28 protein-coding genes are annotated in these 22,743 nt (G+C 59.7%); 18 read left to right on the top strand and 10 right to left on the bottom strand.

What is annotated here, in order from left to right:
* Positions 1–90 precede the first annotated feature (90 nt).
* Positions 91–534 carry a helix-turn-helix domain-containing protein gene (locus ACK59Z_RS02830; RefSeq protein WP_108191056.1) on the bottom strand — a complete coding sequence of 148 codons (444 nt, stop codon included), beginning with the start codon at positions 532–534 and terminating at the stop codon, positions 91–93.
* A 114-nt stretch (positions 535–648) separates the two neighbouring features.
* Here ACK59Z_RS02830 and ACK59Z_RS02835 point away from each other — a divergent pair, with 114 nt between their 5' ends.
* The 3 genes from ACK59Z_RS02835 (at position 649) to ACK59Z_RS02845 (ending at position 3,105) form a co-directional block, all read left to right on the top strand.
* A complete protein-coding gene (locus ACK59Z_RS02835) occupies positions 649–1,647 on the top strand; it encodes an NADP-dependent oxidoreductase (protein ID WP_014861112.1) in 999 nt (332 codons plus the stop codon).
* Between the two features lie 46 nt (positions 1,648–1,693).
* A complete protein-coding gene (locus ACK59Z_RS02840) occupies positions 1,694–2,488 on the top strand; it encodes an SDR family oxidoreductase (protein WP_185280289.1) in 795 nt (264 codons plus the stop codon).
* A gap of 137 nt (positions 2,489–2,625) precedes the next feature.
* Positions 2,626–3,105: a MerR family transcriptional regulator gene (locus ACK59Z_RS02845; protein WP_108191059.1), complete on the top strand. Its 480-nt coding sequence runs from the start codon at positions 2,626–2,628 to the stop codon at positions 3,103–3,105.
* 15 nt (positions 3,106–3,120) lie between these two features.
* Here ACK59Z_RS02845 and ACK59Z_RS02850 read toward each other — a convergent pair whose 3' ends face one another.
* A complete protein-coding gene (locus ACK59Z_RS02850) occupies positions 3,121–4,047 on the bottom strand; it encodes an acetoacetate decarboxylase (ADC) (RefSeq protein WP_108191060.1) in 927 nt (308 codons plus the stop codon).
* Between the two features lie 114 nt (positions 4,048–4,161).
* Entirely contained in the window at positions 4,162–4,965 is an 804-nt protein-coding gene (locus ACK59Z_RS02855; RefSeq protein WP_054888817.1) for a type 1 glutamine amidotransferase domain-containing protein, read from the bottom strand.
* A 300-nt stretch (positions 4,966–5,265) separates the two neighbouring features.
* Between ACK59Z_RS02855 and ACK59Z_RS02860 the strand changes: the two genes are divergently transcribed.
* The 3 genes from ACK59Z_RS02860 (at position 5,266) to ACK59Z_RS02870 (ending at position 7,689) form a co-directional block, all read left to right on the top strand.
* Complete coding sequence (locus tag ACK59Z_RS02860) at positions 5,266–6,522, top strand: NADH:flavin oxidoreductase/NADH oxidase family protein (protein WP_019751732.1); 1,257 nt, start codon at positions 5,266–5,268, stop codon at positions 6,520–6,522.
* Positions 6,523–6,591: 69 nt separating this feature from the next.
* Positions 6,592–6,717: a DUF6196 family protein gene (locus ACK59Z_RS02865; protein WP_375135884.1), complete on the top strand. Its 126-nt coding sequence runs from the start codon at positions 6,592–6,594 to the stop codon at positions 6,715–6,717.
* A 210-nt stretch (positions 6,718–6,927) separates the two neighbouring features.
* Positions 6,928–7,689, top strand: a complete 762-nt coding sequence (locus ACK59Z_RS02870; RefSeq protein ID WP_017147635.1) for an SDR family NAD(P)-dependent oxidoreductase — start codon at positions 6,928–6,930, stop codon at positions 7,687–7,689.
* Between the two features lie 196 nt (positions 7,690–7,885).
* Here the strand turns inward: ACK59Z_RS02870 and ACK59Z_RS02875 are convergent, their stop codons facing one another.
* Positions 7,886–9,889, bottom strand: coding sequence for a hypothetical protein (locus ACK59Z_RS02875; protein ID WP_108191061.1), 2,004 nt, complete (start codon positions 9,887–9,889; stop codon positions 7,886–7,888).
* 142 nt (positions 9,890–10,031) lie between these two features.
* Positions 10,032–10,931 (bottom strand): LysR family transcriptional regulator, encoded by a 900-nt coding sequence (locus ACK59Z_RS02880; protein ID WP_108191062.1) that lies wholly within the window; start codon positions 10,929–10,931, stop codon positions 10,032–10,034.
* A gap of 93 nt (positions 10,932–11,024) precedes the next feature.
* Here ACK59Z_RS02880 and ACK59Z_RS02885 point away from each other — a divergent pair, with 93 nt between their 5' ends.
* The 8 genes from ACK59Z_RS02885 (at position 11,025) to ACK59Z_RS02920 (ending at position 17,472) form a co-directional block, all read left to right on the top strand.
* On the top strand, positions 11,025–11,972 hold the full coding sequence (locus ACK59Z_RS02885) for a ketopantoate reductase family protein (protein ID WP_108191063.1): 948 nt from the start codon (positions 11,025–11,027) through the stop codon (positions 11,970–11,972).
* A complete protein-coding gene (locus tag ACK59Z_RS02890) occupies positions 11,969–12,367 on the top strand; it encodes a VOC family protein (protein ID WP_003248238.1) in 399 nt (132 codons plus the stop codon). The genes ACK59Z_RS02885 and ACK59Z_RS02890 overlap by 4 nt, the downstream gene beginning before the upstream one ends.
* Complete coding sequence (locus tag ACK59Z_RS02895) at positions 12,364–12,819, top strand: MaoC family dehydratase (RefSeq protein WP_060537967.1); 456 nt, start codon at positions 12,364–12,366, stop codon at positions 12,817–12,819. The genes ACK59Z_RS02890 and ACK59Z_RS02895 overlap by 4 nt, the downstream gene beginning before the upstream one ends.
* On the top strand, positions 12,816–14,048 hold the full coding sequence (locus ACK59Z_RS02900; RefSeq protein ID WP_108191064.1) for a CaiB/BaiF CoA-transferase family protein: 1,233 nt from the start codon (positions 12,816–12,818) through the stop codon (positions 14,046–14,048). The genes ACK59Z_RS02895 and ACK59Z_RS02900 overlap by 4 nt, the downstream gene beginning before the upstream one ends.
* Positions 14,045–14,863: a shikimate dehydrogenase gene (gene aroE / locus ACK59Z_RS02905; RefSeq protein ID WP_014756512.1), complete on the top strand. Its 819-nt coding sequence runs from the start codon at positions 14,045–14,047 to the stop codon at positions 14,861–14,863. The genes ACK59Z_RS02900 and aroE overlap by 4 nt, the downstream gene beginning before the upstream one ends.
* Positions 14,864–14,867: 4 nt before the next feature.
* Complete coding sequence (gene aroQ / locus ACK59Z_RS02910) at positions 14,868–15,305, top strand: type II 3-dehydroquinate dehydratase (RefSeq protein WP_003248245.1); 438 nt, start codon at positions 14,868–14,870, stop codon at positions 15,303–15,305.
* 121 nt (positions 15,306–15,426) lie between these two features.
* Positions 15,427–16,824 carry an MFS transporter gene (locus tag ACK59Z_RS02915; RefSeq protein ID WP_108191065.1) on the top strand — a complete coding sequence of 466 codons (1,398 nt, stop codon included), beginning with the start codon at positions 15,427–15,429 and terminating at the stop codon, positions 16,822–16,824.
* A 390-nt stretch (positions 16,825–17,214) separates the two neighbouring features.
* Positions 17,215–17,472, top strand: coding sequence for a hypothetical protein (locus ACK59Z_RS02920; RefSeq protein ID WP_003248248.1), 258 nt, complete (start codon positions 17,215–17,217; stop codon positions 17,470–17,472).
* A 53-nt stretch (positions 17,473–17,525) separates the two neighbouring features.
* On the opposite strand, the gene ACK59Z_RS02925 is transcribed toward ACK59Z_RS02920, so the two are convergent.
* From ACK59Z_RS02925 to ACK59Z_RS02935, 3 genes are all read right to left on the bottom strand, one after another.
* A complete protein-coding gene (locus ACK59Z_RS02925) occupies positions 17,526–18,218 on the bottom strand; it encodes an anti-sigma factor domain-containing protein (protein WP_108191066.1) in 693 nt (230 codons plus the stop codon).
* Complete coding sequence (locus ACK59Z_RS02930; RefSeq protein WP_003248253.1) at positions 18,215–18,763, bottom strand: sigma-70 family RNA polymerase sigma factor; 549 nt, start codon at positions 18,761–18,763, stop codon at positions 18,215–18,217. Before ACK59Z_RS02930 ends, ACK59Z_RS02925 begins: the two co-directional genes overlap by 4 nt.
* A gap of 103 nt (positions 18,764–18,866) precedes the next feature.
* Positions 18,867–19,394, bottom strand: a complete 528-nt coding sequence (locus tag ACK59Z_RS02935; protein ID WP_003248255.1) for a DUF3455 domain-containing protein — start codon at positions 19,392–19,394, stop codon at positions 18,867–18,869.
* Positions 19,395–19,611: 217 nt separating this feature from the next.
* Between ACK59Z_RS02935 and ACK59Z_RS02940 the strand changes: the two genes are divergently transcribed.
* The 3 genes from ACK59Z_RS02940 (at position 19,612) to ACK59Z_RS02950 (ending at position 21,223) form a co-directional block, all read left to right on the top strand.
* A complete protein-coding gene (locus ACK59Z_RS02940; protein WP_003248257.1) occupies positions 19,612–19,899 on the top strand; it encodes a hypothetical protein in 288 nt (95 codons plus the stop codon).
* Between the two features lie 403 nt (positions 19,900–20,302).
* A complete protein-coding gene (locus ACK59Z_RS02945; protein WP_060537975.1) occupies positions 20,303–20,671 on the top strand; it encodes a hypothetical protein in 369 nt (122 codons plus the stop codon).
* Positions 20,672–20,914: 243 nt separating this feature from the next.
* A complete protein-coding gene (locus ACK59Z_RS02950) occupies positions 20,915–21,223 on the top strand; it encodes a hypothetical protein (protein ID WP_003248263.1) in 309 nt (102 codons plus the stop codon).
* Positions 21,224–21,446: 223 nt separating this feature from the next.
* On the opposite strand, the gene ACK59Z_RS02955 is transcribed toward ACK59Z_RS02950, so the two are convergent.
* Positions 21,447–21,647 (bottom strand): hypothetical protein, encoded by a 201-nt coding sequence (locus tag ACK59Z_RS02955; RefSeq protein WP_003248269.1) that lies wholly within the window; start codon positions 21,645–21,647, stop codon positions 21,447–21,449.
* A gap of 167 nt (positions 21,648–21,814) precedes the next feature.
* Between ACK59Z_RS02955 and ACK59Z_RS02960 the strand changes: the two genes are divergently transcribed.
* The gene (locus ACK59Z_RS02960) at positions 21,815–22,174 is read left to right on the top strand and encodes a hypothetical protein (RefSeq protein WP_019751720.1); all 360 of its coding nucleotides are present in this window, start codon (positions 21,815–21,817) and stop codon (positions 22,172–22,174) included.
* Positions 22,175–22,216: 42 nt separating this feature from the next.
* Here ACK59Z_RS02960 and ACK59Z_RS02965 read toward each other — a convergent pair whose 3' ends face one another.
* Complete coding sequence (locus ACK59Z_RS02965; RefSeq protein ID WP_003248274.1) at positions 22,217–22,423, bottom strand: hypothetical protein; 207 nt, start codon at positions 22,421–22,423, stop codon at positions 22,217–22,219.
* Between the last annotated feature and the right edge of the window lie 320 nt (positions 22,424–22,743).

Consider the following 22,743-nt stretch of genomic DNA (forward strand, 5'->3'; position numbering starts at 1 on the left):
GCCGACCCGTCCCCCAAACCCGCAGGCATTCTTCGGCCGAAGACGGCATGGTGCTGCACGCCTACGGGTTCCAAGGCTGCAGAGGTCGTGTCAACTTTCCTCAGGTGTGACAATGCGCAGGGGGCGAGTGCCGATCTTTGCCCCCGTAATCTCGTCCACGGCGACAGCTTTGATTTCTGTGCCTGTTTGCGCATCGAAGAAGCGCGTCAGTTTACCACCGCCTCGGTATTGCCGGCCCCATGCACCAATCATGAACAGCACAGGCAGAAAATCGCGACCCGCAGCGGTCAGCAGGTACTCCTCCCTAGGCGGGTGCTCCGAGTAGCGCCGCTTCTCCAGTAATCCTTCCTCCGTCAGTGTCGCCAGCCGGCGGGTCAGCATTGTCGGTGCAATACCCAGGCTTTTCCTGAATTGGTCAAAGCGAGAAAGGCCGGCATGGGCATCACGCAGGATCAATATGCTCCAGGCATCACCGGCAACTGCCAGGCTGCGGGCGATCGGGCACGGGTTATCGCAACTATTTTTCATGTCCATACTATTTTGATAGTGACCTGCCTTCGAAAGGGTAGTATTGTCTGTATCAAATCGATAGTAACACCTCGATTACGAGCCATCCACCCGCAAAAACCAATGATGAATAGCCGAACCATGCAAGCACTGACCTTCAAGCGCTACGGCAAGTCACCCGACATCGGGTTGGCCGACGTTCCCCGCCCCACGCCAAAGGCTGACGAATTACTGGTGCACGTCCACGCTGCCGGCCTGAATCCGATCGACAACATGATTCCAACGGGGATGTTCAAGCCAGTTTTGCATTTCCAGCTGCCAGCCACCCTGGGCAGCGATCTGGCCGGCATCGTGACCGAGGTGGGTAGCAATGTGACCCGCTTCAAGCCAGGCGATGCTGTCTTCGCCAGCCTCTTCGATCTTGGCACAGGGGCGATTGCTGAATTCGCGGTTGTGCCGGAAAGCGCCGCCGCGCTGAAACCGGCCAATCTGAGCTTCGAGCAGGCGGCGTCCATCCCGATGGTCGGCCTCACCTCATGGCAAGCGCTCAAAGAGCGCCTCACGCTTCAGGCCGGGCAGAAGGTGTTCATTCCTGCCGGGTCGGGTGGTATCGGTACGTTCGCAATCCAGTTGGCCAAACACCTCGGTGCAAAGGTGGGCACCACCACCAGTACAGGCAACGTTGACCTGGTGCGCGCTCTGGGGGCGGACGAGGTTGTGGACTACAAGACGCAGGATTTCGAGACCGTGCTGCGCGACTACGACGCGGTGCTCGGAACCGTAAGGGGGGATGCGATTGAAAAATCCATGTCCATCCTCAGACCCGGAAGCCAGATTGTCTCGCTCATTGGCCCACTGGATGCTGCGTTCGCCCGGGCCAAACGCCTGAACGTCCTCCTGACCTTCGTGTTCGGCCTGATGAGCCGCAAGATCATGCGCCTGGCAAAGAGGCGCAATGTCAAATACTCGTTTCTTTTCGTGCAGCCCGACGGTGCCCAACTCGCCGAAATCGGCAAACTTCTGGACGCCCAGCAAATTAAGCCGGTGATCGACCGGGTATTTCCGTTCGAGGACGCAAAGGGTGCGCTTGAGTACCTTGCTCAAGGGCGCTCCAAGGGCAAGGTCGTAATCAAGATGTGACTGCCGCCGTGTTTCTCACACAACTATCGACATAAAGGTAACTTCCATGACCACACGTCCGACCGTACTCATTACCGGCGCCTCCAGCGGCATTGGCGCCACCTACGCCGAGCGTTTCGCCCGTCGTGGCCACGATCTCATCCTTGTGGCGCGCGACACATCGCGCATGGAGTCGCTTGCATTACGCTTGCGCAAGGAAAGCCATGTGGCCGTTGAGGTGCTGCCCGCCGACCTTACAAGCTCGGCAGACCTGTCCGTACTTGAAAGTCGACTGCGCGACGACGCCAATATCGGCGTTTTGATCAACAACGCGGGTATGGCCCAATCGGGTGGTTTCCTGGACCAGTCCGCTGAAGCTATTGAGCGCCTTGTCACGCTCAACACCACCGCGCTGACACGGCTTGCGGCTGCGATCGCGCCGCGCCTCGCGCAGTCGGGCACTGGTGCAATCGTCAACGTGGGTTCAGTGGTGGGTTTTGCGCCCGAGTTCGGCATGTCCATCTACGGCGCTACCAAAGCCTTCGTGCTGTTTCTGTCACAGGGGCTGAGTCAGGAGCTGTCACCCAAGGGCGTGTACGTGCAAGCGGTGCTGCCAGCCGCGACCCGTACCGAGATCTGGGCGCGTGCCGGCATTGACGTCAACACACTCCCGGAGGTGATGGAGGTCGGTGAGCTGGTCGATGCTGCACTTGTCGGTTTCGACCGTCGCGAGTTGGTAACCATCCCGCCACTTCATGTTGCCGAGCGCTGGGATGCGCTGGAAGGTGCACGTCAAGGGCTGATGTCTGACATTCGACAAACCCACGCGGCTGAACGATATCAGCGCTCACTGAACGCGTGATTGTGTACGAATGATCGAATCCGCGGCCTCCGCTTCCCTATGAAACCAAGGCGACCAAGTCATACGTTGTGCTTGGCCGCCCGATGACTTTAGATTTAAAGTCAACTTTAAGGTCAATAGGTTTTTCAGGGTGAGGTATGAGAATAGGTGAACTGGCAAAAATCAGTGGACTGGCACCGTCACGCATTCGATTCTATGAGGCCAGTGGCCTGATCAGCTCAGTCGAGCGCAAGGCCAATGGATACCGGGACTATGCGCCTGATACCGAATGGGTGCTGCAACTCATAACCAGCGCACAGGCAGCAGGTTTTTCTTTGGAGGAGATCCGGCAATTGATGCCGATGGACGCCAGTGGCTGGCGGCACGACGAGTTGCTCACTGGGCTCAAGCAAAAGGTTGAGGAAATCAGTGCACTGGAGGAACGGCTAGCACAAAACAAAGCGCAACTTCTGCGCGTCATCGAAGGCATCGAGGGTAAGCCCGAAGGCATGGCGTGTGCGGACAATGCGCAAATGCTGATAAATCGTTTGCGTGAAGAAGGGATTGGCCAAGCGTCCGGCAAGCGTGCGGTAACGTCTTCAACGAGAAAAAACACCCGCCAGGCTTCCGGGGCCTGACAGGCGCAAAAGGTCTCAGCGCTCGCCAATCAGGCCGGCGAGCGGTTTGGGTGCATAGAGCGCACTCTGAAACGCTGGCACGTATTCGTACTTCATCATTTTCCCCAACTTCAGGGTGCGGAGGTAATTCGATAGAGCGCCGTCGCCTAGTGTGAGGGTGGCTGAATCTGCGTCGCGGCTCGAGCCGTGACGCAGTTGGCGGGAAACCGCATAACCGTATGCCAACTGGCCCTGATGATCGAGATTGGTGAAGCTGCTGGTGACGATATCGACTTCGCGAGAGAGCTTGTCGAGTTTCTTCGCTTTGAAGGACACGTCGACTTTTCCGGTCTGGCTGTCGGTGATGTCATAGACCACAGACTGGGCATCTTCTTTGCGGTTGATACCGGTCAGCCATTTAGGCAGGTTGTAACCGACGACACCACGCACCCGTGCAAGCTCGGTATTGACCGGCAGCTTGAGTACATAGCCCCAGAAGTCGCCGGACATCGACTGGCCAATCAGTGTGAACGGACCCAGATTGGCTTTGCCTGGCGTGTTGGTAATGATCGACACGGCCACTTCGTTATAGGCGTCGTTATCACAATGCTCATAGGTGTATGCAGTAAACGCGACCAGGCCACGGCCTGGCCAGACTTGCAGGGGAGATGCGGTTGCTAGTACTTCCGGCGGCATCAATGCCCGAAGTGCGTCCAAGTCGGCCGTGTAGACAGCCGTTACCCGACTGTTCTGGTAGTAGAAGTTCGGGGAGTATGACTCGAAGCCGATGTCGACCTTGTGCTTTTGCAGTCCTTTGAACCAGCTCAAATCAACACCCGGCAGCTCTGCTGCAATCACCGACAAGGGCGGGTTCGAGCGATAACGGTCGTACAGGCCGCCTTTGACGACCGGCACTGGGTGGCCTGCGATTTCGATTGTGCTGGTTTCAGTCGGCGTGAGCATTTCAGGCGTCCCCGCCAACCCTTGGTTGGCAATTGAGCTGAACAGCAATCCTGTTAATACGGTGCGTGCGAGTTTCAATCGGTCTTACTCCGCGGGTGGGAACTGCTTGAGGGGTCAGCGAGCTACGTTGTTGCCAGAGAGCACCGCCACCACGGCTTCAGCTACGGCTTTGGGCGATTGAGGGTTTTGGCCGGTGACAAGCCTTCCATCCGTGATGGCAAATGACGTGAAGGGCAGCCAGCCTTTGCGGTACCGAGCCCCCTGACTCACCAACTTGTCCTCAAGGACGAAGGGCACCTGGCTTTTCATGCCGGAGAACAGCTCTTCGCGATCAGAGAAGCCGGTGATGTTCTTGCCCTTGATGATCAACTGGCCCTTTTCATCCTTCAGATCCAGCAGGCCCGCTACGCCATGGCAGACGGCCGAGACGATGCCACCCTGGTTGTAGATGGTTTCGGCGACACGTCGCAGGTCGGGATTATTGGGGAAGTCCCACATCACGCCATGGCCCCCGGTGAAGTAGATGACGCCGAACTGGGACGGATCGATATCGGCGATCGGCAGCGTGTTTTGCAAGCGAGTGCGAAAGGCCGGGGACTGCAAATGCTCACGCGCGGCTTTGTCCATGTACAGCCAACCGAGACTGCGCTCGTCCAGTGGCACCGCACCGCCTTTGGGACTGGCAAAAACTGTGCTGTAGCCAGCCGCCTCCACCACATCGGTGAAATGCGTCAGCTCAGTAAGCCACAACCCCGTGGAATCGGTGCGTGAGGGATATCTGGCGTGATTGGTCAGAATCACCAGCATTTGGCGATTCTTGGCAGTCATTGTGGAAGCGGCGGTGCCAGCAGTTGAAAATGTCATGAAAGCGCTACCTATCAGTACCAACGCATAAGAAACAACGGTCTTGAGCATCACCCGAGTTCCATCACTCAAGCAGGTCAGCGCATGCTCACCTTAAACCTCGCTTTAAGGTCAATCCCCAATGCTGCAAATAATTTCCGACGCATCTGGCGCTGGGGTTTGATTCGCGCTCGAGCTGTTCACCCGGTGCTGCCAAGACTTCGATTGAACACCCCACTCGGTTGTCGGGCGCCCATCGGGTGACACACTTGCCAGGGCCTGGCGCGTTGAAAATCGACTGACCTTGAAAAAGGTATTGACCTTAAAGTCGACTTCAAACTTAAGGTGGCCGCATATCCAGTTGAGGACTGCTCCATGAATGTGTTCGACACCCTGATGCTTCCCAACGGTTCGACCGTCAAGAACCGAATCGCCAAAGCCGCCATGGAAGAGAACATGGCGGATGCCGATCAGGCGCCTTCCGAAGCACTCATGCGTCTCTATCAAGCGTGGGCCGACGGTGGTGCCGGCCTGATTATCACCGGCAATGTGATGGTCGACGGCCGCGCCATGACCGGACCGGGTGGTGTGGTGTTACAGGACGATCAGCAACTGGACAAGTTCAAGCGCTGGGCGCGTATTGGTCGATCCGGCGGCGCGCAGTTCTGGTTGCAGATAAACCACCCAGGGCGGCAGATGCAGTCCAATCTTGGGCAAAAAACCTGGGCACCGTCAGCCGTGCCGCTGGAACTGGGCACAATGTCCAAGCGTTTCGCCACGCCTCACGCGATGCCCCCCGGCGTGATCGAAGAAGTTATTCAGCGCTTTGCGAACACCGCACGCCTGGGCGAACAAGCCGGATTCACAGGTGTGGAGATCCACGCGGCCCACGGCTATTTGTTGAGCCAGTTCCTTTCGCCGTTGACCAACCAAAGGAAGGACGAGTGGGGTGGCTCTCTGGAAAATCGGGCGCGCCTGTTGCTCGAAATCGTCAAGGCGGTCAGGGCCGTGGTTTCTGTGGATTTTGCAGTGGCGGTCAAACTCAACTCCGCCGATTTCCAGCGTGGAGGGTTCACCACCGAAGACGCGAAAAAGGTCGTTGAGTGGCTCAACGACCTGGGCGTAGACATGGTGGAATTATCGGGAGGCAGCTACGAAGTCCCCGCCATGCAGGGTGACGCGCGCGATGGTCGCACCCTGGCTCGCGAAGCTTATTTCGTCGAGTTCGCCCGTGATCTCCAAACCGTCGCCAAAATGCCGGTGATGGTCACTGGCGGTATACGTCGCCGCGCGGTGGCCGAAAGCGTCGTGCAGAGCGGTGTGGACATGGTGGGTATCGGAACGGCGTTAGCCATCGATCCGCACTTGCCTCGTGACTGGTTGCAGGGCAAGGACAACGCCCCTCAATTGCCGCCGATCACCTGGAAAAACAAAGCCATCGCATCCTTGGCAAACATGGCAGTAGTGAAGTTTCAACTGCGCAAACTCAGCCGGGCTAAAAAGCCTGATCCGAGCGTTTCGCCGTTGCGCGCGCTGATCGTGCAACAGCTCTTCATGGCTTATCGCACGCGCCAGTATCGAAAATGGATTGAAACGTCTGCGCATGACAAGGGCCTGGGAGACGCAAGATGACGATCGCTGTAGAGGGCTCGTTGGCTGTTTGGCAATGCGCCTGAAGCAGAAGTTTGGGACCGGCATTTTGTGACTTGTGGCCAGAATCGAGAGGAGGGCGGGATTTTTGATAATTGGGTCGTCCCGGCTAGCCTGGCTTCAGATGTCTTCGCAGATGTCCAGACGTTGGTAGATAGCCAAGCAGATTCCCGGTAGCGAACACGTTCGCGTGTTTCCCGATATCAGCTTCTGCGCGGCTGAAGGGGCATGACCCATGCGCGTATCTATCGATGTGCCGACGCGGCTGCCGACGCAGTGAGCCAGTGAGACCGAGTAATTGCTTCCGCATCTGTGGATGGCTGACTGATCTGTACAAGGTGTGTACGCTGGCCGCTTACTCTTTAGCACTCCATTCGAGATATCCATATGACACCCAATCCGACAACCGATAACGCATTACGCGTTGCGTTGGTGACAGGATCAACGTCCGGTATCGGTGCAGCCATTGCACGTGTCCTTAGCCGGGCAGGCTATGCGGTGGTGCTCCATTCGCGAAATTCTGCGGATACGGGACGCGCGATGGTTGCCGAAATGAAGCAGGCTATTTACTTGCAAGCTGATCTTGCTGTCGAAGCTGACAGGGTCAGGCTTGTTAACGAGGCTATCGCCGCGTGGGGGCAGCTCGACGTACTGGTCAATAACGCCGGTATTAGCAGAGTCATTGCGCACGGCGACCTTGCCTCTGCCAGTTCGACGGTGTGGCACGAGCTTAACGAGGTTAATGTCGTGGCACCGTTCCATCTGGTTGCTTTGGCCGAGTCGGCACTGCGCGATGCTGCCCGTTACCGTCGAGCAGGTTGCGTCGTAAACATCAGTTCGCATGCCGGTACCCGTCCTAAGGGCGCATCGATTCCCTATGCGGTAAGCAAAGCTGCGCTAAATCACATGACCCGCTTGCTCGCGTTATCGCTGGGGCCAGACATTCGCGTAAACGCTGTGGCGCCTGGCTTGGTCGACACGCCTCTGACCGCCGAGTGGACAGAGGCCCAAGAATTGTGGCGAACTCGCGCACCTATGCGCAGGGCCGCCAGCCCCGACGACATCGCAAAAGCGGTTGTCATGCTGGTCGAGTCGGACTACCTGACCGGCGAGATACTCCTTTCAGACGGTGGGTTGAATCTGACTTAGGTTTAGCGTGTTCCGGTGGAGCAGAAGAGCCACGCTGTTTCACCGACTCGCTCATACGCCGGACGGATAGCATAGGCATCTGTAGCCAGCTTCTTGGCGTCCGCTGTCACGGGGCAGGCCCAGAGTCGATCCCCTCTATCCGCGTCTGAAGCCTTTGCATAAGTACTTTGCGAGGGTGATAGGATACTCGCCGGTGTCACCTCAGGATTCTGGACAGGTCTACCTCGAAGTAATCGTAGGTCACCGATTCAAGCGCCTTGACGATGTCGCGGTAGATAACCTGACGTTCGACCAATGCAGTGGTGTAACGTTGGAGCTGTGGGGGGCTCATCAAATACGCTTCTAGCAGGGTTTGCGCTTCGATGATGTCACTGTAGAGAGGGTACGCGTCCGCAGATTCCACCCCGTTTGCTTTGGTGACTACAATGTTATGCCGTAGTACGCCTCTTAGGAAAGTCGCCAGAATCATGATGTCGACAATGGGCGTGCCGGCGTAGGGAATGCCGCAGTGGGTCTGCCCGTTGAGCAAAATGAGTGGTTGGATTTTGAAGTCTTCGGGCAGACGGAAATCACGTCTCGCGCACTCTTCACGGAACTGTTTTTTGTATTTTTGGATGTAGTCTGTTTTGCGTTGAAGTTGGGTCTGGGCCTCAATGATCTTTTCCCGATGCTTGAATACTTCATCGGGGTCGACCGGTTGCAGAAAGCATTTTGCTTCGCCAATGACAACGACATTACCGATGCGCAACACGATGTCGATGTCTTCGAAGAGAGGTTCTTCCTCAACGTCTTCCGGTAAATTGAATTTCAACGCGTGGGGCATCAGAGCAACGTCCCGCTTTATCGGGGAGGCGCTGATGGTGTAATTCAACACGTCGCGCAGATAGTTTTCAAATGACAGCCCACGGGTATCAAACTTCGCACCGAGTTGGCGGATCCAGATGTCTACGTTGCGCTGGGTTGTGCCCAGTGAGGGGGTATAGAGCACCAGCAGCTCGCTGTCGTTCAAGGCGATAAGGGGCTGTGTCCACAGTTCATTTTCTTCATGCCGCTGTGCTGCTGAGGGTGAATAGGTGAAGAACTCGAGCAGTTTGTGGCTGATGTCGGCGGTGACGCACAGTGAGTCACGGATGGCTTCTATTAACGCACCTCGTGGGATTCTGGGCGTGGTGAGTTCGGCCAATGCTTGGGTGGGGGTTTGCGGGTTGTTGGATAGGTGAGACCCCTTCTTCAAAAGTGCCACCAAGCTTTGCAGCACGGTCCAGCACTTGATCACGTCGATTATCGTGCCTCCTGCGAGCCGAGGGCTTTGAAATCGGGCAAGTTCTGCGTAGTACGGCTGCAAGGCTTCTTGCATGAGAACGTAGCTTTCGCGGGACCGCTCACCGATTGTTTCATCCGCTGCCAGCACGAAGGTGTAGATTCCGTCGACGGCAGTCACTGCAACGATGGGTCTAGGTATGCCGAGCGCGGCATGGCTGTTTGAGCGGCGGGCTTGCTCAAACATCGAGTGATGGTGAAGGCTACTGGCGTGATGAACGGCACTGCGACGACTTAAGGTTATCCACTTCCAATTTGCGTCAGAGGGCCGTGCTGGCGACAACTTGACGCCTTCAGCGGACTCGGTGAAAACGTAGTTATTCCACAGACACTCTTCCCATAAGTCTTCGATAATTTTGTAGAAAGTTCCGGTGGCGTAATCCACTGCGATATCGCTTTGTGATGCTGTTCTCGATTGCGCTTCTTTGGCGTGCGACGGCTTCTGGCTAAGGATCATTCGAAGCGGGAGTTGTAGCCCGTCGATATCCGATTGCGCGATCTGATCTAACGAATGGGCTACACCATCACGGTCATGCACGCTGGGCAGGATATGGCTTGCACTTCGCTGCGCAGGATTCTGCGCCCTGGACTTACGAACAATGTCGGCAATTGATAACTGGTAGCCGATGGCGTTCAAGTTAGCATGGCTGACGAACGCTAACAGCTTGTCATTCCGGCTGATTTCCTTGTCAGCCGCGAAGCTCAACTCGCCCCTGATGGTTGAGAAGGCCCGGAAAAACCAGACACCGGCTTCGTATAAATTTTTGGACGCTTGATCCATTCCGTCGAGTTCAAAAGCCGCTTTCCATTCAGCCAGATTGAAACTTCTCTGATTTGGGCGGGCGACTTGGTTATCCCTGACACGCTTTGCAAAAGTCATCGAAACTCCTTGATTCATGATCACGCTGTAGAGCAATGGCCTTAGCGATATGCAAATAGCCGTGATCAAGAATTCCCCACCTTGGGTAATGGCATTGATTTTAACCCCTGCCTAAGTCGAAACGGGAGCCTGCTTGGCGGGCTTACTGAAACAATCCGCGAACGACTTCCCTCAACCATCGATTTCCATTGTCCTGATGATAGCGGGCATGCCAATGCTGTTTGACCGTGAACCCCTCCACTTCGAACGGGCAGTCATGGACCTGTAGCCCATGCATATCGGCCAGTGTCTGCCCGATATGCCGCGGCAAGGTGCCTAGGAGATCGGTAGTCCCGATTATCATCCCCAACCCGAGAAACGCTGGCAGCTCTAGCATGATCCGCCGTTCGATCCCGGCCCGCGCCAATCCCGCTTCCAGCAGCTTCTGCCCGGTGCCGAAGCTGATCTGCACATGCCCCTCGGCCCGATACCGCTCCAGGCTCATGCCATTGCCCAGGCGCGGATGCTGCGGGTTGCTCAGGCACACCCAGTCCTGCTCGAACAGCACCTGCTGATACATCCCCCCGCCCAGCCAGGGCACGAAGCCGATGGCCAGGTCCGCTTCGCCCGACTCCAGCGCGCTCTCGGTATTGCCGTCGATCCGCGCCGCCTCCAGGCGGATGCCCGGCGCATGGCTGCGCAGATGGTTGAGGATGCTTGGCAGCAAGGTGATGTGGCTGGCATCGCTGACACACAGGCGAAAACGCCGCTGCGCTGTGGCGGCGATGAACTGTGGCTCCCAGGCGGTCAGCCGGCGCAGCGATTCCAGCACCTCACGGCACGGCCCTATCAGCTGGTCGGCGCGGGGGGTAGGGGCCATGCCGCCCGGCGTACGCACGAACAGCGGGTCGTTCAATTGCTCGCGCAGGCGCGCCAGCCAGATGCTGATGGTCGGCTGGCTCTGCCCTAACTGTTCGGCGGCACGGGTCACGCTGCGGCATTGGTACAGCACGTCGAACAGCTGCAGCAGCTTGGGTTCGGGCAGGGCCTCCAGGGTAGTCATTATTGAAATTCTCAATATCTGTATTGAGGTCATTGTATAGCGCAAATAAACCCCGCTGCATAAGGTGATCGCAAATCACAGGAGGTCTGCGACGTGAAAATCTGCATTCTGGGCGCCGGTGCACTGGGGTGCGCCATTGGCGCAGCCCTGAGCGAGGCAGGGCATGAAACCTGGCTGCTGAACCGCGGCCGCGCGCACGTCGAGGCGATGAACCAGCATGGGCTGGGGGTACAGGACGAACGGGGCGAGCGCTATGTACCGGTCAACGCGGCCATTGAAGCCGAAGACGTTGGCGTGACCGATTTGGTGGTGGTGCTGGTGAAGTCGTTTCACACTGCCGAGGCCATCGCCGGTGCCCTCGCGCTGATAGGCCCACAGACGCTGGTGCTGTCGCTGCAGAACGGCCTCGGCCACGAGGACATCCTGGCCGAAGTGGTGGGTCGCGAGCGGGTGCTGGCTGGCAAGACCTATGTCGGCGGCGTGCTCCTCGCACCGGGCTCGATCCGCGCCGGTGTGGCCGGCAAACAGACTTTCATCGGTGAGCTCGACGGCCAGCTGACGCCCCGCGTGCAGGCCATCGCCGAAGCGTTCAACAATGCCGGGCTGGCCACCACGGTCAGCGACAACATCCTCGGCACCATGTGGGACAAGCTGCTGGTCAACGTCGCCACCGGTGCATTGAGCGGCATCACCATGCTCAGCTACGGCCAGCTGTACAGCGAGCCGCTGCTGGAAAGCACCGCCAAGGCCGCCGTGGCCGAGGCCATTGCCGTGGCCGAGCGCGCCGGCATCCGCTTGAGCCTGACCAGCCCCGAGGCTGCCTGGTCACTGGCCGCCGAGGGCCTGCCGGCGAGCTTCCGCACCTCGATGCTGCAGAGCCTGGAAAAAAACTCGATCACCGAAATCGACTTCATCAACGGCTCCGTCGTGCGCTGGGGCCAGCGCCATGGCGTGGCCACGCCGGTCAACGCGACCCTGGTGGCCTGCATCAAGGGTATCGAGCGCGCCATGGCCGATCACCAGAAGAGGGAAACCCCATGAGCCAGTCAAAAGCCTACCTCGAACACGTGGCGTTCTGGGTGCAGGACATTCAGTGGCATATCCGCTTTTTCAGCGAGGTGTGCGGCATGACCATGCGTGAAGTGCAGGGTGATGTCGAGCAGCCGGCACAGTACTGGACCCTCGGCGGCCTGCAGTTCATTCACCAGCCGGACTTCGCTGGCCCGGAAGGGCGCCTGGCGCACCTGGGCATCATGTGCGAAGACCTGGAAGCGGCGCTGGCCGCCGCCCAACGCTTTGGCGTCAGTGAGATGCCCCAGGGCCGCAACTGGCTGCGCCTGCCTGATGGCCTGGCGGTGGAGTTCATCCAGGCGCTGCCGGCCAAATGCGTAGCCCAGGCACTGGCCATCGACCCGCGCGCGGAGGTGCAGGCATGAGCGTGATTGAAAAGTACTGGGACGATGCCCGCGAAGGCGATGAGTGCATCAGCCCGACCTACACCGTGACCCGCGAACGCATCCTGGCCTACGCCGACCTCACCGGCGACCACACCCCGGTGCATGTCGACGAGGCCTACGCCAACGCCAGCCACTTTGGCTGCCTGGTCGCCCACGGCCTGTTCGGGCTGTCGATCGCCGACGGCCTGAAGACCCAGTGCGAGTACCGCTTCGTGCCGGGCATGTCGCTGGGGTGGACCTGGGACTTCGTGCTGCCGATCAAGGTCAACGACGTGCTTCACGTGCGCATGCGGGTGGGGGCGATGCGCCCGAGCAACAGCCGACCTGGCTGGGGCATCGTGGTGCTGCCTTCGGAACTGATCAACCAGCACGGCGAAGTCGTGCAACGTGGCGAGCACCGGTTGATGGTGCCGCGGAGGGCAGCAGCATGAGCCAGGCATTGCCATTGGCGGGTATCCGCGTCATTGACTACAGCCACTTCCTCGCCGGCCCCTATGTCGGCCGTTGCCTGGCGGCGCTCGGCGCAGAAGTGATCAAGGTCGAGCGGCCGGGTAGCGGCGACGCTGGCCGCCAGCATGCGTTCACCCTGGACGACCAGCAGAGCGGCTATTTCCTGCAGCTGAACATGGGCAAGCAGGGCGTCAGCGTCAACATGAAAGACCCGCGCGGCAAGGCGTTCATGCAGCGCCTGACCGATTCGGCCGACGTGTTCATCGAGAACTACCGCCCCGGCGCCCTGGACAAGCTGGGCCTGGGCTACGCCGAGCTGTCGGCGCGCAACCCGCGCCTGGTGTACTGCTCGATTTCCGCCTACGGCCATACCGGGCCGGATGCCCACCGCGCCGGCTTCGGCCTGATCGCCGAGGCCAAGAGCGGGATCATGCAGATGGTGGGCGTGCCGGGCGAAGCACCGCCGCTGCTGCGTATTTCCCTGGGCGACATGTACACCGGCATCCACGCGGTGGCGGCGATCAATGCCGCGCTGCTCGGCCGGGTGAGCAGTGGCCGAGGCCAGCACATCGACATGGCGCTGTACGACACCCTGGTGTCGATGCACGAATACGCGGTGCAGTGTTACACGCTGTCCGGTGGCACTGTGTTGCCCCAGCAAACCGGCCACGACATGCCCACTTCGACCCTGTACGGCGTGTTCCGCGCCACCGACGGCGACCTGGTGATCGCCGCCCAGGTCGACGATGCTTGGCAGCGCTTCGCGGCCATGCTCGAAGCCAACGGCGGCCCGCCCGGGTTCGGCAGCGACCGCCGCTACCACAGCCTCAACGGCCGCAATGCCCACCGCGAGGCGATCCTGGCGGTGGTCCGCAACTGGGTTGGCGCGCGTCGGGTGGCCGAAATCCTCGCGTTGCTCGATGGCATCGACATCCCCAGTGCCAAGGTTCAACGCATCGACGAAGTGCTGGCCGACCCGCAGATCCAGGCACGCAACATGGTCATCGAGCAGCAGCACCCACGCTACGGCACGCTGCGCCTGGCCAACCTGCCGTTCCGCTTTTCCGACTGCGACACCACGATTCACCAAGTAGCCCCGGACCTTGGCCAGCACAACGCCGAAGTGGCCGCCGGGCTTGGCTTCAGTATTGAAGAAATCACTGCCTTGCAGGCGGATGGCGTGTTGTTTACCCACGGAGATGCACGATGAGCGACCGCTACGCAGTGATCGGCCGACCGATCAACCACACCAAGTCCCCGCTGATTCATGGCCTGTTCGCCCAGGCCAGCAACCAGCAGCTGGAATACGGGGCTATCGAGGGCTCGCTGGACGACTTCGAAGCCCAGGTACTGCAGTTTCGTAGCGAAGGCGGGAAGGGCATGAACATCACTGCCCCGTTCAAGCTGCGTGCCTTCGAGCTGGCCGACCGGCGCAGCGAGCGGGCGCAATTGGCGCGGGCGGCCAATGCGCTGAAGTTCGAGGATGGCTGCATCGTCGCCGAGAACTTCGATGGCATCGGTTTGCTGCGGGACATCGAGGAGAACCTTGGCGAGCCGCTGCGCAACCGCCGTGTGCTGCTGCTGGGCGCTGGCGGCGCGGTGCGCGGGGCGTTGCTGCCGTTCCTGCAGGCGGGGCCACGCGAGCTGGTGATCGCCAACCGGGACATGGCCAAGGCGCTGGCGCTGCGTAACGAGCTCGATCACCCGCGTCTGCGCATCAGCCGCTACGAAGCACTGGAAGGGCAATCGTTCGACATCGTGGTCAACGCCACCTCGGCGAGCCTGACCGCTGACTTGCCGCCACTGCCGGCTGATGTGCTGGGTGAGGCGGCCTTGGCCTACGAGCTGGCCTATGGCAAAGGCCTCACGCCTTTCCTGCGCCTGGCCCGCGAGCAGGGCCAGGCGCGCCTGGCCGATGGTGTCGGCATGCTGGTGGAGCAGGCCGCCGAGGCGTTCGCCTGGTGGCGCGGGGTGCGGCCCGACACACGTGCCGTGATTAATCAGCTGACGATTCCCCTGGAGTAGGTCGATGGTCGCCAATGTACTGATGCTGCATGGCATCAACCACAACATGTTCGGCAAGCGCGACCCGCGCCAGTACGGCACAGCGACCCTGGCCGACATCGACCAGGCGTTGCAAGCCCTGGGCGAAGAGCTGGGGGCGCAGGTCGTGAGCTTCCAGAGCAACTTCGAGGGCGCCCTGTGCGAACGCATCCATCAGGCCTATGAGGACCGGGTGGATGCGGTGCTGATCAATGCCGGTGCCTGGACGCATTACAGCTACGGCATTCGTGATGCATTGGCCATTATCGAAGTGCCGGTGGTAGAAGTGCACATGTCCAACATCCATGCCAGGGAGCCGTTCCGCCATCACTCGGTATTTGCCGAGGTGGTGCGCGGGCAGATCTGCGGGTTTGGTGTCGAAACCTACCTGCTGGCGCTGCGTGCGGCGATGAGCATGGTCTGAGCAGGGGAGCGGGTTTACCCGCGAAGCAGGTGACGCGGGGCATGGCACCGGCTGCGCCGGTGTTCGCGGGTAAACCCGCTCCTACAATCGAGACTCTCCTTTTCCAGAAGGAACCGAACCCTTGGCCGCCCCCGCAGTCCCCAACACCGGCATCGCCTTGCTGGTCGCCGTCACCTTCTTCATGGAAAACCTCGACGCCACTGTCATCGCCACCGCGCTGCCGCAGATGGCCCGTGACTTCGCCGAGAACCCGGTCAGCCTGAACATCGGCATCAGCGCCTACCTGCTGGCGGTGGCGGTGTTCATCCCGCTCAGCGGCTGGGTCGCCGACCGCTTCGGCGCGCGCCAGGTGTTCGCCGGGGCCATTGGCCTGTTCACCCTGGCCTCGTGGCTGTGCGGATTGGCACAAACCTTGGAAACCTTCGTCGCCGCACGGGTGCTGCAAGGCATCGGTGGCGCGCTGATGGTACCGGTCGGGCGTCTGGTGGTGCTGCGCACCACCGAGAAGCAGGACCTGGTGAAGGTGCTTGCGGTGATCACCTGGCCCGGGTTGGTGGCGCCGGTGCTCGGCCCACCGATTGGCGGGTTGATCGTCACCCACCTGCCGTGGCCGTGGATCTTCTACCTGAACATCCCGCTCGGCCTGCTGGCCATCCCAGCGGCGTGGTGGCTGGTCCCCAACACCCGTGCCAGTGAAGCGCGCCGTTTCGACTGGCTCGGCTTCGTCTTCCTCGCTTCGGCCTGCGCGACCTGGCTGCTGGGCCTGGAGATGCTCGGCTCGCTGTCGGGCGGCAGCCTCGGCACAGGCGCTGCACTGGTGGCCGTGGGGGCTCTGCTGACCTGGCTGTCGATCCGCCATTGCCAGCGTCACCCGGCGCCGCTGCTACCGCTGGCTACCCTAGGCATCGCCACGTTCCGCGCCAGCATCATCGGCGGCACGTTGTTCCGCCTGTCGATCAGCGCCTTGCCGTTCCTGATTCCGCTGTTGCTGCAGATCGGTTTCGGCTATTCGCCGGTTGATGCCGGGTTGCTGGTGCTGGCGATCTTCGTCGGCAACCTCGCGATGAAACCGTTCACCACCGGGCTGCTGCGCCGCCACGGCTTTCGTCGAGTGCTGCTGGTCAATGGCTTGATCGGTGTCGGTTGCATTCTCGCGTGCTTGCTCCTGCAGCAAGACATGCCGTGGTACTGGATGGCGCTGGTGCTGTTCATTGGCGGGCTGTCTCGTTCCATGCAGTTCACCACCTACAACGCCATCGGGTTTGCCGAGGTACCAAAAGCACAGATGAGCCAGGCGTCGACGCTGTTCAGCATGTTCTTCCAACTGGCGATGGCGCTCGGGGTTGCGATTGCGGCCCTGCTGCTGAGGGGCTCGACGATGCTGCGTGGGGGTGAAAGCGAGATGACGGTGGGCGACTTTCGCTGGGCGCTTGTCGGTATCGGCCTGATTGCTTGCGCCGCGTTGGTTGATGCAGTACGCCTGCCGGCCAATGCTGGTGAACAGGTATTGCGTACTTAGCTGTGTTGGGTTCACGGCCACGTCATCAGGGGGACAGGTGTTGGAATCGGGTTCCTTTGGGCCATTAACGACCTACAGCGAACGGACAACCGATAACGGGTCGATAGCGGTCATTCACGATCGGCAGCTTTTCGCCCCAAAGCGCACGGGCGTAAAGGGCAGCGGGCACTGAACAGGACGACGAAGATCAAGGCCGTAAGCGTTCCGCCGCCAGCGACGGCTCTTGAAGTGACCGTAGGTGTGGCGGGTGTCGTGCTGCCTACCCATCCAGCATGGATGGAAAGCCAGTAGCGACTTCCGTGACTGCATAGTACGGTCCGCCTTCAACAAGCCACCCGGTTCGTTGCCTTCACCCCCACGGACCGGGGCTCTCATGACCTGGGAGGTCGAATGGAAGTCGCTACAACGATCAGTCAACAAGAACTGGATAACGCCTTGGTCGCGTTTGCACGCTACAAAATCGGAGAGATCAAGATCTTCGACCTGGAGCAGGCAATGCGCTTCGAAGCAGGCCAAGCCTTGTCCCAAAGCGGGCTGGTCCGTTTCTCAATTACCAAAATGGTGTCAGGACGTTATCGCATCAGCGATGAAGGGGAGAACGCCATCACAGAGGCTGGGCGGGATCGCCTTGAGGTGATCCGCGGCTGACCCTGGCTTCCAGCCTTGCGAAGGCCGCAGTCATGTTCTGCGGCCCTTTCGTGTCATATCACTTTCACCGCGCGACCAATGAACTTCACCGGCCCTGTCGGCAGACCGGTCGGCGAGCCACCGGCTTTCTCCAGCGTCAGCTCGAACAATTGATTGGCCTCCAAGGGTGGCAAACTTTCCAGCGGAACTCGATAGGGTTCGCCTGGTTTGACCAGGCCAAGCGAAACCGGAGCACGCCATTGCTCGCCCTTGGTCCAGAACTGCAAGGCCATGCCGTCGGGGACCGTGTCCCGGCCCAGCGGCAGCAGTTCGATCATGTGGCTATCGCTGGCCTGCACCACCCAGCCGGGGGCCTGGCTGTTCGGCGCCACCAGCACCACCAGGTATTGCGTGGTAGAGGGGTACGTGGTCAGCAAGGTAAACGCCAGCAGCAGGCTTGCAGCCAGCCCTGCGGCGCTGAGCCCTTGCCACAGGCCGAGGCGTTGCCACCAGCGAGCCTGCGTGCGCGCTGCAGGCAGCTCGTCGAGGCTGCGCTGGATACGGCGCCACAGGCGGGGGCTTGGGGGCTGCGGGGTAGACAGCGCGGTCAGCTCCAGCAGCCGGGCCTCCCAGGCATCCACGGCGGCGCGAAGCGCGGGGTCGGTACGCAGGCGTTCGGCCGCCGCGGCATATTGCTCCGGCGACAAGGTCCCCAGCACATATTCCCCGGCGAGGCTGTCCAGTTCTTCGGCAGAATCGGGCTTCATTCCAGGCACTCCCGTAGCGCTTTGAGGCTGCGTTTGATCCAGGCCTTGACAGTGCCCAGTGGCGCGCCCAATAAACCGGCTATCTCGGCGTGGCTGCAGCCGTCCACGTAGGCGTGCAGGATGCAGCGTTGCGGTGCGGGCTGCAGTTGTTCAAGACAGCGGTAAATCTTTGCTGAGCCGGACCAGAGGTCAAGGTCATCAATCCTCCCGTGCAATGTTGACGCAGTTTCGGTGTCGGCATCGGTCAGTACAGTTTCACGGCGGGTATCACGTATCGAATTCAGCGCCAGGTGGCGGGTAATGCTGTAGATCCAGCCTCGAGCCGAGCCGCGCGCCGGGTCGTAGCTGGCAGCGCGGGTCCAGATGCGGATGATCGCATCGTGGACGATGTCTTCTGCGGTGGCGTCGTCACGTGCGATACGCCGGGCAACACCCAGCAGGCGCGCGCCTTCGTGATCGTAGAGCGCCTGCAGGGCCCGCCGGTCACCCTGTGCACAGGCTAACAGGCAGCGGTGGAAGTCGAAGGGAGTGGCCGGCGAGTTCAACGTGTGTGGCTTCCTTGTGTAAGGCAAGTACCCCGGCCATCCAGCCGGGGGGCTTGCCATCGAGCGTAGATCATCACTCGCAGGGCGTTGGGTCAGGTGCGTGTCACTTGGCTGTCCAGAACACATAGTCAGCCTGGTACTGGACGACCTGCCTGGCACCTTTGTTCTGCGCCGTGCAGTCGACTGACGGCGCCACACCGCCGCGGGTGGCCAGGCGCTGGATGTAGCTGACCCCCTGCATGGCGCCTTTGCCTTCGGCGGGGTTGGCCTTGACCAGTTGATAGGGGATGGCGCCTTTGTCCGCCGGTGCCACTGCCAACTGGGTGCCGGTGACTTTCGAGCCATCCTTGGCCTGCCAGGTAGCGGGTGGGCCAAAGTAGTCGCCCACCTGTTTACCGCCACGGTCATTGAGCACTGCCTTGGGGCCGACGAAAGTCCATTCGGTCTGACCGGGGGTGTTGGCCTTGTCGCGGCACTCGTAGGTGATCTCGCCGACGCCGACGGTTTCGAGCAGGACGCGATGGCCATCAGGGACTTTGACCGCTTCTGGCAGCGTGGTCTGGGCGTGGGCGGGCGGCAGCGCAAGGGCGAGGCTGCAGGCAAACAGGCAGGCGGAGTATTTGAAGTTCATGGGCAGTGCTCCTGAAAGTCATTGGGCTGGGCAGTCAAAGGCCGCCCACTGTCAATACCCGCCAACGGGCGGACTGGATGCACTGAATGAAAAAAAATGCGTAGCGAGATGAGCCTGCATGTGCTTGCCTACCATCTCGAACGCGCGATGAGTCTCTTTGCTATCGCAGGACTGCTTTAACGCGCGCACCCCCGACAACCCCATGAGGACACTGCAAATGAAGCGTTTGTTACTGAGCCTGTTGCTTGCCGCATCGGGCGCTGCCCATGCCGGTATTCCGCTGTTGAACGCAACATGCCCCGGCAATATCGAGGTCCATGCCGATAAAGGTGGGCCTGTCTATATCAATGGCAAGGAAGCCACGCTGAAAAAATTCAATGACAACTATTTCGAGGCCAAAGGTGGCGGGGTAACGGTATCGTTGTCGATCAACCCGGACGGCTCGCCTGACGTCTCGTATACCGGTAAGAACAAAGCCAATGGCGTATGCCAGATCAAGGACTGACTGCGCGATTGCGCTGTTTGGCGGGCGCGGTGTCAGCGGGCTGCATCAGGGCGCTGGAACGGGAATTGCTGTGACCTCGAGACATTGATCATGCGGAGAACGCAGAAATGACTCAGGATGACCGCTATTACATGATTTTCAGCGTGGTTGCTGTGCTGGTACTGGACCTGGCGGCGACTTATGTGTTTCTCAATGCCATCCCCTGACCCCGGTTATGGGTCAGGCCTTACGCGTAATCGGGGCTAACGCAGGGCGTGAGGCAAACGCCCCGAACCCTATATAGCAAACAAACCTGATGCCCTGTTGTCGTTGCGCAGTAACATGGGCATGAGAAAACCAAAAAAAAGGGCAGGCTGCTTGGCAACATTTCCCAGTTTTCGAGGGGGCTGCAGGAGCGTGTCGCGTGAAAAACTCAAGTTCGCGAGCAGGTGTAATACTGTTATTCGGGGCAGCCTCGTTGTTCGTCGCAGGCTGTGCGCAAAACCCTGATGTGCGTGACAGCCACGATTATACCGCTGGCACTACCGTGAAAAGCCCACCCGCCTACCTGGGCTGCGTCAAAGGCGAGCTGCAAGGGAATGTGAAAACCTATGAAGTCGAGGGTGATAACGCGATCAGGCTTTTCGTCGACAGCACTGACCCCGACAAGGCAGAGGGCCTTGTAGAGTTGCGGGGCACGGGAACCGAGCGCCACTTCACGGCCTATCAACGTGATGCCTGGTACGACCATGGCAGGTTGCTGGATGCTGCACTGATGTGTTCAAAAGCGTAATCATCCAACCCAACACAAAAAGCCCGCCGTCGAGAGCGGGCTTTTTGCCTGAGGGCCAAGTAACTTGGGTGCCCAGGAAACGGCGGGCGGTGTCGATCGCCTGCCCGGCAACGTTCAAGAAATGGCGGGTGGAGCCGACGCTGGTTTGAGCAGCGTTGATTTTGCATTTGCTGGCCCCGCCCGTAATAATCGATGTATTTGGATGGAGAGTCGCGGGTGGAAGCAAGAAGCGTAGTCGCCGAAATGTTCATTGGGATGCCGACGCATTTCTGGGTTTTGCCTGTTGCCGGCCTGGTTGCCTACTACGGGCTGAAGTGGTCCGCCAGATCCAGTAATCGTGCCACCCTGCTACAAGCCTCGACTTACCTGTTACTGCTGGCACTGGCAGTGCTGCCGAACGGCTTTTATGCACTGTTTCCTCCTGCGCCCGAGCCAGATGTGCTGTTGAATCAAACGCCGTTGCCCAACTATGCAGGGCGCTTCTACCTGGATGCGTTCTATGTCTTCAGTGGCTGGGCGCTAAGCAAAGTGGTCAAGTTAAAGTTCAGCTGAGTCGCAGTTCGCTAGCGGATGCGCTGACGGGATCAGTAATTGCATACCCCTTTGAAACCGGCGCATCTGGGGGACACGGCAATGCTCTCTGAAGATCTGTACATCATGTTCCTGGTTGTCGGCAGTGTGTTGGCCCTGGATATAGCAGCCATCGTATTGTACAGGGGAGCCAAGCCCTGACCCCGGGTTTGGCTCGCAATGGCGCCGGAGTATCCTCAGGGCTTCAGCTTTTCTCCTGTACCTGCAGCACCGAACCCTTGTCGTCAGTTGCCAGTAATCCGATGGCGTCGGTGTCGTCTGATTGTCGCTCGGCAAGGGGGACGTCCGGCGAGCGAAAGATACTATGGCCCTGTTCACCGGTTTTAAGGGTGACGAGTTTGCCGTTCTGATAGAAGAACTGAGTGTGGTTGGCGTTCGTTTGCATGGTATGAAGCCCTGCCGAGTCGTGGTGTGATGTCCCTCGGGAGTTTCACTGTTGCGGCGTGCCCCGGCTACTGGCAGAAATATCAGGTGCGCTACACTGATCCCGCTTGGGCGTCGTCCTGCAGCAAGACTTTGGTTGATTAGTAACGCGGCGTCACGCCCGTTAGAATGCAGCGTATCCATAACGGTCGATTGCAAATGCCAGACTTTCGTATTTTTATCGCCACTGTGTTGGTTGCCAGCCTCGCCGGTTGCGCAAGCCCCGGCAAACCCACTGCCAGCAAACTGACCAAAAAATCGCCGCAGCAGTATGCCGCCTGTGTCCTGCCAAAATGGCAGGCGCTGGCCCCACAGGCCACGCAGAAGTCAATTGCCCACGGCTACCGGCTCACGGCGCCAAGCGCCGTGGCAAGCGACGATGTGCTTGATGTGGTTGACGCTCACGAGGGCAGCCGCGCGACCTTCTACAAGGGCAGCTTTCTGTCTGGCGACAAATTACGCCAGGCTGCCAAGCAATGCCTGGATTGAACCCGTGCCCCGAGCGGGTTGAGCCGCCCCGATCTCCTGCAGTTACCCCAACTCATCCCGCTTGTTCAAATGCTCGCATTTCACCTGCGCCTCCGTGCGGCTCGGATAGCTCGGCTTGAGCCGTTCCTTTGCCTGATTGTCATAAATGTCGAACCCTCCACACACGGTAGCGGCGTAGTAGCGGCTGCCCACGCGGAACGATTCCTTTTCGATCGGCACAGCGGGAACGATAACGAATCTTGGTTGCATTTTTCGTGCCTCCCCAGGCAGACATTTAAGTATTAGTCTCACCGATCGCAAGCATCAAGCAGGCTCATGACGAAAGGCACTTGGCACCCATCGGTCGCCTCGGTATTGGTCATCGCTATTCCTGAATCGCACCAGGGGAACACTTTTTCACCGGGGTGGTCTGTTATAGCAGTTGGACCAGCCGGTATTAGCCAGGCTGAAACCCCGCCAAACAAGGGAATGGCGGTTGACTTAAGTTCACCCAGGTAAAGTTAGGTAAAAGCGGCCACGGCATATACACGGATCAGTATTGTGGTTTGTACTGTCCGGTTAAAGATGCC

Origin of the sequence: Pseudomonas sp. KCJK9058 (assembly GCF_046230975.1) — a bacterium.
Lineage (GTDB): Bacteria > Pseudomonadota > Gammaproteobacteria > Pseudomonadales > Pseudomonadaceae > Aquipseudomonas > Aquipseudomonas alloputida.